Raw genomic sequence first — 11,708 nt, forward strand, 5'->3', positions numbered from 1 at the left:
GTACGGGCGCCCGTCGGCGGCCCCTGACTCCTGCGGCGCCAGGTCCCCTGGCCTGCGCCTCGGGCGTCGGCCGGCCGACCGGGGCGTTCGATCGCGCTGGCATACTTGGCAGTCATGGTGCTGTCGCGCGGCTGGGCGCTCTTCCTCACCGGGGTCGGAATCTGGACCTGGGTGATCTGGCCGAGATTCGCGGTCGCCATCTGGAAGGACCCGCGATCCTGGTCCGCCGGAACAGTCGGGGAGTTTCCGGCCACCGGGTTCCTCTGGATCCACGCCCTGCTGATCGCGGCGTCCCTGGTCATCGGCTCCACCGTCGGTGTGCTCGGCGTCCGCGCCTGGCGGGCGGCCGGCAGGCGTGCCGGCCGCCCGACGTACTGACCAAGGCTGCGTGCCGGGCGGTGAGCATGCGGATCGCCGGCGCCCGTTCCGGGGCTCGGTGCGGGCGGTAGCCGTCGCACCGGCGCTGAGCAGGTGGGATAGCCAGGCGGGAATGATGTGACCGGGGACGCCACCGCCGGATTTGACGTTCAAACCCGCAGACGCGTAACTTTCTCTCTGCCGGCGCGGAACGGGGGCAAACAGGGCGAAAGTCCTGAGCCGTCACACCAAGCTGGCGCCGGGTCGGACAGGGGAAAACTCCTGGATGACACGGCCCCGGGCGGGGCTCACCGGATCTGCCGCGAGGCGGATTTGGCGCAGCGGAGCCGACCGGGTAACGTTCACGGCCGGCAGGGAACCGGGCGAGCTCGCGGGAAACCGCAGAGCGGCCGGTCTGCCAAATCCGATGATCAATCGCAACGGTTCGCCGCTGCGTGCGGTCGTCGGTGCCAACCCGCACGAAGCACGACAGACCGGGACAAACGGTTTGACACGGCGGAGACGGTGAGGTAACGTAGTAAAAGTGCCCGGCGCGAGAGCGGCGGGGATGCGAACGAGATGCCCCGGGTCGGGTGCTCCACGGTGTGGGGTTTCTGGGCGGTGTGTGGTTGTTCTTTGAGAACTCAACAGGGTGCTTGATAAGCCAGTGCCAAAATGATTTATACCCCGGGATTGGTCAGGCTTCGGTTTGGCTGGTCTTGGATTCCTTTGGCAACATTTGTTTGTTGCCGGGACAGTTTTTCAACAAGTTTTTGTTGGAGAGTTTGATCCTGGCTCAGGACGAACGCTGGCGGCGTGCTTAACACATGCAAGTCGAGCGGAAAGGCCCTTCGGGGTACTCGAGCGGCGAACGGGTGAGTAACACGTGAGCAACCTGCCCTAGGCTTTGGGATAACCCTCGGAAACGGGGGCTAATACCGAATATGACCTTATACCGCATGGTGTTTGGTGGAAAGTTTTTCGGCCTGGGATGGGCTCGCGGCCTATCAGCTTGTTGGTGGGGTGATGGCCTACCAAGGCGACGACGGGTAGCCGGCCTGAGAGGGCGACCGGCCACACTGGGACTGAGACACGGCCCAGACTCCTACGGGAGGCAGCAGTGGGGAATATTGCACAATGGGCGGAAGCCTGATGCAGCGACGCCGCGTGAGGGATGACGGCCTTCGGGTTGTAAACCTCTTTCAGCAGGGACGAAGCGTAAGTGACGGTACCTGCAGAAGAAGCACCGGCCAACTACGTGCCAGCAGCCGCGGTAAGACGTAGGGTGCGAGCGTTGTCCGGATTTATTGGGCGTAAAGAGCTCGTAGGCGGCTTGTCGCGTCGACTGTGAAAACCCGCAGCTCAACTGCGGGCCTGCAGTCGATACGGGCAGGCTAGAGTTCGGTAGGGGAGACTGGAATTCCTGGTGTAGCGGTGAAATGCGCAGATATCAGGAGGAACACCGGTGGCGAAGGCGGGTCTCTGGGCCGAAACTGACGCTGAGGAGCGAAAGCGTGGGGAGCGAACAGGATTAGATACCCTGGTAGTCCACGCTGTAAACGTTGGGCGCTAGGTGTGGGGGGCCTCTCCGGTTCCCTGTGCCGCAGCTAACGCATTAAGCGCCCCGCCTGGGGAGTACGGCCGCAAGGCTAAAACTCAAAGGAATTGACGGGGGCCCGCACAAGCGGCGGAGCATGCGGATTAATTCGATGCAACGCGAAGAACCTTACCTGGGTTTGACATGGCCGCAAAACTCGCAGAGATGTGAGGTCCTTCGGGGGCGGTCACAGGTGGTGCATGGCTGTCGTCAGCTCGTGTCGTGAGATGTTGGGTTAAGTCCCGCAACGAGCGCAACCCTCGTTCGATGTTGCCAGCGCGTTATGGCGGGGACTCATCGAAGACTGCCGGGGTCAACTCGGAGGAAGGTGGGGATGACGTCAAGTCATCATGCCCCTTATGTCCAGGGCTTCACGCATGCTACAATGGCCGGTACAATGGGCTGCGATACCGTGAGGTGGAGCGAATCCCAAAAAGCCGGTCTCAGTTCGGATCGGGGTCTGCAACTCGACCCCGTGAAGTCGGAGTCGCTAGTAATCGCAGATCAGCAACGCTGCGGTGAATACGTTCCCGGGCCTTGTACACACCGCCCGTCACGTCACGAAAGTCGGCAACACCCGAAGCCGGTGGCCCAACCCGTAAGGGAGGGAGCCGTCGAAGGTGGGGCTGGCGATTGGGACGAAGTCGTAACAAGGTAGCCGTACCGGAAGGTGCGGCTGGATCACCTCCTTTCTAAGGAGCACCTTCCGACGAAAGTCGGTAAGGAGCCCGCACTGCCCGCATGTGGTGGTGGGGTGCTCGATGGCGGAGACACTGGCGAGTTTTTCTTCGGCAACGGCCGGGGCAACCTAGTACAGCTGCCTTTTGGGGTGGTGGGAACGGATTGTTCTGGTGCGGCTGAGGGAGGATGTAGAGCACCCTGTTGGGTCCTGAAAGAACAACCGGTGGTTGTTTCTTTCGGAGCCGTTGGCGAGCGTGAGCTCGTCGGGCTGCCAGGCATGACCTGGCCTCGCATACCGATCACTGTGGTGGTGCTGGTGTGGGGTGGATCTGGTTGTGGGTTGGTCGTTTGTTGAGAATTGCACAGTGGACGCGAGCATCTTTGTGGTCAAGTTGTCAAGGGCGAACGGTGAATGCCTTGGCACCAGGAGCCGATGAAGGACGTGGGAGGCCGCGATAGGCCTGGGGGAGCTGTCAACCAAGCTGTGATCCCAGGGTGTCCGAATGGGGAAACCTGGCTGGAGTCATGTCCAGTCACCCACACCTGAACACATAGGGTGTGTGGAGGGAACGCGGGGAAGTGAAACATCTCAGTACCCGTAGGAAGAGAAAACAATTTAGTGATTCCGTGAGTAGTGGCGAGCGAAAGCGGATCGAGGCTAAACCGGCTGCGTGTGATACCTGTCAGGGGTTGCGTGGTCGGGGTTGTGGGACCCTGCTGAACGAGCTGACACTTGTTCGAGAAGTTACAAAGTTAGTGGCTAGTCGAACAGTCTGGAATGGCTGACCGTAGACGGTGAAAGTCCGGTAGGTGAAAGTTGCTGACCTTCTGTGGGTGTTCCCGAGTAGCGGCGGACCCCTGTAATCTGCCGTGAATCTGCCAGGACCACCTGGTAAGCCTAAATACTTCCTGGTGACCGATAGCGGACAAGTACCGTGAGGGAATGGTGAAAAGTACCCCGGGAGGGGAGTGAAATAGTACCTGAAACCGTTCGCCTACAATCCGTCGGAGCCTTGCGGGGTGACGGCGTGCCTTTTGAAGAATGAGCCTGCGAGTTAGTGGCATGTGGCGAGGTTAACCCGTGTGGGGGAGCCGTAGCGAAAGCGAGTCTGAATAGGGCGATTCAGTCGCGTGTCCTAGACCCGAAGCGGAGTGATCTAGCCATGGGCAGGCTGAAGCGCGGGTAAGACCGCGTGGAGGGCCGAACCCACCAACGTTGAAAAGTTGGGGGATGACCTGTGGTTAGGGGTGAAAGGCCAATCAAACTCCGTGATAGCTGGTTCTCCCCGAAATGCATTTAGGTGCAGCGTCGCGTGTTTCTTGCCGGAGGTAGAGCACTGGATGGTCTAGGGGGCCCACAAGCTTACCGAAATCAGCCAAACTCCGAATGCCGGTAAGTGAGAGCGCGGCAGTGAGACTGCGGGGGATAAGCTTCGTAGTCGAGAGGGAAACAGCCCAGATCACCAGCTAAGGCCCCTAAGCGTGTGCTAAGTGGAAAAGGATGTGGGGTCGCATAGACAACCAGGAGGTTGGCTTAGAAGCAGCCACCCTTTAAAGAGTGCGTAATAGCTCACTGGTCAAGTGGTTCCGCGCCGACAATGTAGCGGGGCTCAAGCACACCGCCGAAGCTGTGGCATTCACATTTTAACCTCGCTTGGACTTGATTCCTTGTGCAGGTGTGTGGATGGGTAGGGGAGCGTCGTGCCGCGAGTGAAGCAGCGGGGTGACCCAGTTGTGGACGCGGCACGAGTGAGAATGCAGGCATGAGTAGCGAAAGAAGGGTGAGAAACCCTTCCGCCGGATGACCAAGGGTTCCAGGGCCAGGCTAATCCGCCCTGGGTGAGTCGGGACCTAAGGCGAGGCCGAGAGGCGTAGTCGATGGACAACGGGTTGATATTCCCGTACCCGCGAAAGAGCGTCCCTGATGAATCTCGTTGTGCTAACCATCCGAACCGGCGGCGACCTTCGGGTCAATGTTTGGGGAGCGTGGGAACCTGGCGGGTAGTAGTCAAGCGATGGGGTGACGCAGGAAGGTAGCTGAGCCCGGCCGGTGGTTGTGCCGGGGTAAGCGTGTAGGCCGTACCATAGGCAAATCCGTGGTGCATGAAGGCTGAGACGTGATGCCGAGCCGATTCAGGTGAAGTCAGTGATCCTATGCTGCCGAGAAAAGCCTCTAGCGAGTTCTTAGCGGCCCGTACCCCAAACCGACACAGGTGGTCAGGTAGAGAATACCGAGGCGATCGGGCGAACTGTGGTTAAGGAACTCGGCAAATTGCCCCCGTAACTTAGGGAGAAGGGGGGCCGGAGACGTGAAGCCCCATGCGGGTGGAGCGTTGTATGGCCGCAGAGAGCAGGGGGAAGCGACTGTTTACTAAAAACACAGGTCCATGCGAAGAAGTAATTCGATGTATATGGACTGACGCCTGCCCGGTGCTGGAACGTTAAGGGGACCTGTTAGCTCTTCGGGGCGAAGCGGAGAACTTAAGCGCCAGTAAACGGCGGTGGTAACTATAACCATCCTAAGGTAGCGAAATTCCTTGTCGGGTAAGTTCCGACCTGCACGAATGGCGTAACGACTTCCCCACTGTCTCAACCACAGGCCCGGCGAAATTGCATTACGAGTAAAGATGCTCGTTACGCGCGGCAGGACGGAAAGACCCCGGGACCTTTACTATAGCTTGACATTGGTATTCGAATTAGCTTGTGTAGGATAGGTGGGAGCCGGTGAAGTCCATACGCCAGTATGGGTGGAGGCAATCTTGAAATACCACTCTGGTTGATTTGGGTATCTAACTTCGGACCGTTATCCGGTTCAGGGACAGTGTCTGGTGGGTAGTTTAACTGGGGCGGTTGCCTCCTAAAGGGTAACGGAGGCGCCCAAAGGTTCCCTCAGCCTGGTTGGCAATCAGGTGTTGAGTGCAAGTACACAAGGGAGCTTGACTGTGAGACTGACAGGTCGAGCAGGGACGAAAGTCGGGACTAGTGATCCGGCACTTGCGAGTGGAAGCGGTGTCGCTCAACGGATAAAAGGTACCCCGGGGATAACAGGCTGATCTTCCCCAAGAGTCCATATCGACGGGATGGTTTGGCACCTCGATGTCGGCTCGTCGCATCCTGGGGCTGTAGCAGGTCCCAAGGGTTGGGCTGTTCGCCCATTAAAGCGGTACGCGAGCTGGGTTTAGAACGTCGTGAGACAGTTCGGTCCCTATCCGCCGTGCGCGTAGGATACTTGAGAAGGGCTGTCCCTAGTACGAGAGGACCGGGACGGACGAACCTCTGGTGTGCCAGTTGTCCCGCCAGGGGCACGGCTGGTTAGCTACGTTCGGAAGGGATAACCGCTGAAAGCATCTAAGCGGGAAGCTTGCTTCAAGATGAGGTATCCCACCCCACTTTGTGGGGGTAAGGCCCCCAGCTAGACGACTGGGTTGATAGGCCGGAAATGTAAGCCCGGTAACGGGTTCAGTTGACCGGTACTAATAGGCCGAGGACTTGACTACTAAGCTGCTACGCGTCCACTGTGCAACTCTTGGCAAACGAACAACAAACCCACGCGTGTGTGTGGTGTTGTTTGATATGTCGATAGAGTTACGGCGGTCATGGCGGAGGGGAAACGCCCGGTAACATTCCGAACCCGGAAGCTAAGCCCTCCAGCGCCGATGGTACTGCACTCGGGAGGGTGTGGGAGAGTAGGACACCGCCGGACAACTTTTTCAGTTCAGGGTCACCCTTCGGGGTGGCCCTGAACTGCGTTACGGCACCCTTTTCCGCAGGCAGGGCGCGTGGCCCTAGTTGGGAGAGCGACCGTGCATACCGTCGTGGAGCCCCTGCGGGCTCGACCAAGACCGGGTGACCAGATGGAGCGGTTGTTCGCCGACGGTTGGCCCGCATTCATCACCGCCGACCGGGAGGCCAACCGTCACCTCGGCCGGGTGCGGGAGGTGTTCGCCGACCTGGAGCTGGTGCTGCTCGACGGCGACGATGAGCTCGTCGCGGCGGGATGGGGCGTGCCGATCTGCTGGGACGGCGATCCGGCGCACCTGCCCGAGGGCTACAGCGACTCCCTGCGTCTCGCGCTCACCGGCCACGACCATGACGACCATCCCGACACGCTGGTGGTGATGGCCGCCCAGGTCCGCCCGGACCTACGCGGCCAGGGCCTGGCCGGCGCGCTGCTCACGGCCCTGCGGTCGCTGGCCGACCAGCGTGGTTGGCGCCGTGTCATCGCCCCGGTGCGACCCACCCTCAAGGCCCGCTACCCCCTGACCTCGATCGAACGGTTCGCCACCTGGACCCGCGAGGACGGCGCCCCGCTCGATCCCTGGGTGCGTACCCACTGGCGACTCGGCGCCCGGCTGGTCGGCACGGCACCCCGGTCGCAGACGATGACCGGCACCGTCGCCGAGTGGCAGGAGTGGACCGGCATGGTCTTCCCCGACAGCGGCGACTACGTCATCCCCGACGGTCTCACCCCGTTGCGCGTCGACCGCGACCTGGACCAGGGCATCTACACCGAGCCCAACCTGTGGCTCCGACATCGATGAAGTAGGCGTGCAGGCGGGTCGGCGCCGCTGAGTGCCGACGTGCGCCACGAGACACCACCAGAGCGCGGGACTGCGGGGTCCGTGACGTCGGCGGTCAGGCGCGGTACGGGTGAGACGGGGCCCCGACCGGCATGGGTTCGGGCGCGGGGCGCGGTACGCGTACGACAGGAGGAAGCCCCGCCGGCGACGTGGCCGGCGGGGCTTTTCCAAGCGGGACTCAGGCGGCGGTCAGGACGGCTCGGGGCCGCAGATGAAGCGCGGCTCCGCGGAGTAGCGCCAGGAGAACTTCTCCCGCTTCACGACCTTGCCGTCCTTCTTGATGACTCGGAAGGCGTCCTGGGTGAAGCCCTGGCTGCCGCTGGCGGGGATGCAGGTCGGGCCGGGCTTCAGGTAGACCGTCTTCGGGTGGGTGATGCTGCGGCGCGGGCCGTACTCGGTCTTCACGCTGTCCCAGATCTTGGTGCTCCAGATCGACACCGTGATCGAATTCGACGTGTAGGAAGTGTCGATCAGGAGGCCGTGCTCGGTGTTGTTGCGGAACTTGAAGTCCAGGTCCGGCCAGAAGATGGTCGACTCGATGACCGCCGGGTACCGGCTGAACCAGTACGAGTGCGGTTTGTGCTCGACGTCCTCCAGCCCGGCGTAGTAGGTCGCGTTGAACAGCGTGGTGGTGAACTGCGAGGTGCCGCCGCCCACACCGGGGACCAGCTTGCCGTCGAGGATCACCGGCGCGTCCCGGTAGCCCTGGGCGTAGCCGCGCTCGCCGGTGTGCCCGTTGAGCGAGAACGTCTCGCCGGGCTGCACCACCGTGCCGTCCACGTCCTTCGCGATGGTGACGATGTTCTGGCTGCGCGGCGAGGAGAGCCCGCCGGTGAACCGGGTGGTGAAGGTGGAGACCCGCTCCGTGATGCCCAACCCGGACAGCTTTTCCGCCGTCAGCTCGGGCTCCGCCGGCTTCAGCTCGCCGGTGACCTTCCGGTCGTCCGCCTTCGGCAGGACGGCGAGCAGGTCGCGGCCGAGGGCCGCGCTGTCGAGCTGCTGCCCGGGCTTGCCGTCGACGATCTTCGGCTTGCCGCCGGAGATGGTCATCTGGGCGTCCTTCGGCGGCACCTCGACCGTGGCCAGGTCGTCGCCGAGCGCGGAACGCAACCGCTTGACGTCGACCTGCGGGGTTAGCTTGCCGGCCTTGTCGGCGGTGAACCGGAGGCTGCTCGCGATCGCCTTCGGCGGGATCCGCACCGAGCCCTTGCCGGTGGTCAGCGTGACCGGCGCGGCGACGGCCGGCTTCGCCAGCTCGGCCACCAGCCGGTCCACCTCCTCGGCGGTGGTCGCCGGGTGCGTCTCGACCAGAGGCACGGTCACCGGCTGGCCGCCGAGCCAGCCCTCCCGCATCACCTGCGCGGAACGCTCCGGATCCAGCGCGAAGCTCGGCTTCGGGTGCACTGCCTTCGGCGTGGTGCCCTTCCAGGTGATCGCCGGCATGGTCATCTTCCGGCCCTGGTCGCCGACGATCTTCTCGAGGGCGGCGTCGAGCCGCGCCGTGTCCACGGTCACCACCGGCTGCACCGCCCGGGACCCGACGAGCCGGTCGACCGCGTGCGCCTCGGCCTCGGTCGCCGCCGCCACGGTGGCGTCGACGTCGACCGTCAGGCCGACGGCGGTCGGGTCGATCGTGGCGGTCCGCTCGCCGACGCGTACCGACAGCGGGGCGGCGAGAGCGGTGGCGCGGCGGTCGAGCTCCGCCCGCAGCTCCCGGGCGGCGTCCGTGCGGCTCCGGCCGCCGAGCTCCGCGCCGAGCACCGTCGTCCCGCGCGGCACGTCACCGGCGTACGCGAAGGCGCTCACCCCCGCCACGGAGGCCAGCACCGCCGTGGCGACCCCGGAGGCCAGCAGCAGGCGGAACCGACGGGACCGTGGCCGGCCCGCCGGCGCGACCGGCTCCGGTTCGTCACCAGGCCAGGTCACCGCCGTGACCTGCACGGTCGGCCGGTCGTCGGCGGGTGGAGTCTTCTCGCCGTACAGCGTCACGGTCACCTCGATCGGACGTGCCAAAACGGGGGGAGCACGCCTCCGCCCGGAAGACACCTACGGTAACCGGCGTCCCGGCGGGGCGGCAGCCTGCGCCCCACCGTCGCGTCACGGCGTGTCGCCCGGCGTGTCGGGGGACACCGGGCGGTCGCCGGCCGGGACGGCGGGCATGGCACGGTAAGGACATGCGAGCGGACGAGGCGGTCCTGGCGTACGGGGGCGGTTGGCTGGACCGGGCGGGGGGCGTGCGTACCGACCCGGAACGGGTCGCCGTGCTGCTGGCCGACCCGGCGAGCACCCTGCTGCCGCTCTGGCGGGACCGCTGCCTGGTAGCCGGGGACGTGCCGGTGCGGCTGGCCGGGGACCCGGCGGCCAAGGCGCTCGCCGTCGCCGACGAGACCGTCTTCCTGGGCATGGACGAGGGCTCGGCCGTCTTCGCCGTGGACCTCTCCGGGCTGCCCGAGGCCGCCGCCGTCGAGGTCGCGGAGGCGAGCGCCGCTGTGGACGTCCGGGCGCTGGTCGGCCGGCTCGACCCGGCCGGGGCGGCTGTCCAGGCGTACGCCCGGGGGCTGCTGCACTGGCACCGGCAGCAGCGCTTCTGCGGCACGTGCGGGGCGTCGACCGTCGCCCGGGGCGGCGGACACGTCCGGTCGTGCGCGCGGGCGGACTGCGGCCGGCTCCTGTTCCCCCGGATCGAACCGGCGGTCATCGTGCTGATCGAGGCGCCCGGGGCCCCGGAGCGCTGTCTGCTGGCCCGGCACGCGGGGGCGCCCGAGGGGGCGTACTCGACGCTCGCCGGCTTCGTCGAGGTGGGTGAGAGCCTGGAGGACGCCGTCCGGCGGGAGATGGCCGAGGAGGCCGGGGTGACGTTGACCGACGTGGCGTACGTGGGGTCGCAGGCATGGCCGTTCCCGGCCGGCCTGATGGTCGGCTTCCGGGCCACCGCAGCGTCCGAGCAGGTGCGGGTGGACGGCGAGGAGTTGCTGGAGGCGCGCTGGTTCACCCGCGACGAGCTGCGCGAGCGGGCTGCCGCCGGCCGCCCCCTCGGCCGCCCCGACTCCATCGACCACCACCTCCTGCACTCCTGGCTTGCCGCCGGCCCCTGACCGTCCCCCCCCGCCATGTTTTGCGCGATCTTGCACTTGTTGCCCCGAAGTTTCGGACTTTCAGGGCATCTTGCGGGCGCATAGTGCAAGATCGGCGGACCGTTCAGAGGGTGCCGTCGGCGGACCTACGGGGCGGTGGTGTCGGGGGGCGGCTGGGGGCGGGGGCGCGGAAGGTCAGCCAGGCCATGACCGTGGCTGTCAGGACGGCGGTGGCGAGCGCGCAGACGAGGACGCCCTCGACCGTGCGCGGTGCGACGAGCAGAGCGGCCCCGGCAAGGCCGGCGGCGGCCACCCACAGCGGCGCGGCCGGCCACCGGGCACCCGTCGCCACCCGGTCGTTTACCAGCATGAACACCACCGCGTAGAGGGCGCCTACGGCGGCGAAGAGTGGTGCCGCACCGGCCAGGTGCAGGTAGCCCGCGCCACCGGCGAGGCGGAACGCCAGCTCGCCGGCGAGCGCGGAGGCGCCGACGAGGACCGTGCCGCAGGCCAGGATCAGCGCCAACGCGGCGAACCGGGCCCGCCGGTCGCCCTGGGCGAGCCGGGGCAGCACCAGCACGGTGACCACCTGGGGCGCCCAGAGCGCGCCCTTGGTGAGTACCGAGCCGACCGCGTACCCGCCGGAGGCGTCGCCGGGGAGCAGCTGCCGGGCGAGGATCAGGTCGGCGTACGAGATGGTGAGCATCGCCAGCGACGCGCCGCACGCCGTCATGACGTGCCGGGCGGTCAGCCGGCGGTCCACCGCGGCGGCCGGGGTGCCGGCGGCCGGGACCGGCGCGGCGGGGCGGCCCGGGCGGGCGAGACGGGCCAGCAGGGGCAGGACGGCCAGCCCGGTGAGCGTGGCGAGCAGCAGGCAGGCGACCGGCCCTCGGCCGAGGGCCAGCCCGAGGACGAGCCCGCCGTAGCGGCCGGCGGCGAGCACGGTCATCGCGGCGGCGAGGCGCAGGAACCGCTGGTCGCCCTGGAGCTCGCCGAGCCACCGGCCGGCCAGCACGGTGGCGAAGGTGGTCGCCGCGAGCAGCAGGGTCAGCGCCACCGGCAGCCGGAGCGCCGCGCTGAGCACCGGTGCGGCCAGCGCCGTGACCCCGGCGGTGAGCGCGGCGGTGCGCAGCGCCAACCGGGCGGTGCCGCCGGTGCCCCAGCGGGCACGGTGCGCGGCCACCGCGATCTGGAGGCCGAAGCCGGGCACCGCCGCGATCGCGGCGAGGGCGAGCACCGTGGCCAGCGCGCCCAACTCGGCGGCGGCCAGCCGGCGGGCCCCGAGGACCGGGACCAGGTAGGCCAGCGCGTTGGTCAGCATGGTGGCGACGGTGACGGCGGCACCCGCCGCGCCGATCCGGATGGCTCCGGTGCCCCGAGCCGGGCCGACCTCCCCACCGCCGGGCGGCACCGGCTCCG

At 66.1% G+C, this 11,708-nt stretch carries 5 protein-coding genes and 3 rRNA genes; 6 read left to right on the top strand and 2 right to left on the bottom strand.

The genetic code is table 11. The features are described 5' to 3' along the window. The first annotated feature begins 114 nt into the window (after window positions 1-114). From GA0070608_RS10890 to GA0070608_RS10910, 5 genes are all read left to right on the top strand, one after another. Window positions 115-378: an SCO4848 family membrane protein gene (locus GA0070608_RS10890; protein WP_091626152.1), complete on the top strand. Its 264-nt coding sequence runs from the start codon at window positions 115-117 to the stop codon at window positions 376-378. Between the two features lie 752 nt (window positions 379-1,130). Then, window positions 1,131-2,646 (top strand): 16S ribosomal RNA (locus tag GA0070608_RS10895). Between the two features lie 374 nt (window positions 2,647-3,020). Further along, window positions 3,021-6,132 (top strand): 23S ribosomal RNA (locus GA0070608_RS10900). Window positions 6,133-6,221: 89 nt separating this feature from the next. Beyond that, window positions 6,222-6,338: ribosomal RNA gene (gene rrf / locus GA0070608_RS10905) — 5S ribosomal RNA — on the top strand. Together the 16S, 23S and 5S rRNA genes form the textbook arrangement of a ribosomal RNA operon. A gap of 151 nt (window positions 6,339-6,489) precedes the next feature. Then, window positions 6,490-7,176, top strand: a complete 687-nt coding sequence (locus GA0070608_RS10910) for an N-acetyltransferase (protein WP_091626155.1) — start codon at window positions 6,490-6,492, stop codon at window positions 7,174-7,176. 228 nt (window positions 7,177-7,404) lie between these two features. Here the strand turns inward: GA0070608_RS10910 and GA0070608_RS10915 are convergent, their stop codons facing one another. Beyond that, a complete protein-coding gene (locus GA0070608_RS10915) occupies window positions 7,405-9,210 on the bottom strand; it encodes a VanW family protein (protein WP_091634855.1) in 1,806 nt (601 codons plus the stop codon). Window positions 9,211-9,389: 179 nt separating this feature from the next. Here GA0070608_RS10915 and nudC point away from each other — a divergent pair, with 179 nt between their 5' ends. Continuing rightward, complete coding sequence (nudC, locus tag GA0070608_RS10920) at window positions 9,390-10,310, top strand: NAD(+) diphosphatase (RefSeq protein WP_091626158.1); 921 nt, start codon at window positions 9,390-9,392, stop codon at window positions 10,308-10,310. Window positions 10,311-10,413: 103 nt separating this feature from the next. Here the strand turns inward: nudC and GA0070608_RS10925 are convergent, their stop codons facing one another. Continuing rightward, window positions 10,414-11,700 carry a polysaccharide biosynthesis protein gene (locus tag GA0070608_RS10925; protein ID WP_091634858.1) on the bottom strand — a complete coding sequence of 429 codons (1,287 nt, stop codon included), beginning with the start codon at window positions 11,698-11,700 and terminating at the stop codon, window positions 10,414-10,416. Window positions 11,701-11,708 lie beyond the last annotated feature (8 nt).

The organism is Micromonospora peucetia (assembly GCF_900091625.1).
Lineage (GTDB): Bacteria > Actinomycetota > Actinomycetes > Mycobacteriales > Micromonosporaceae > Micromonospora > Micromonospora peucetia.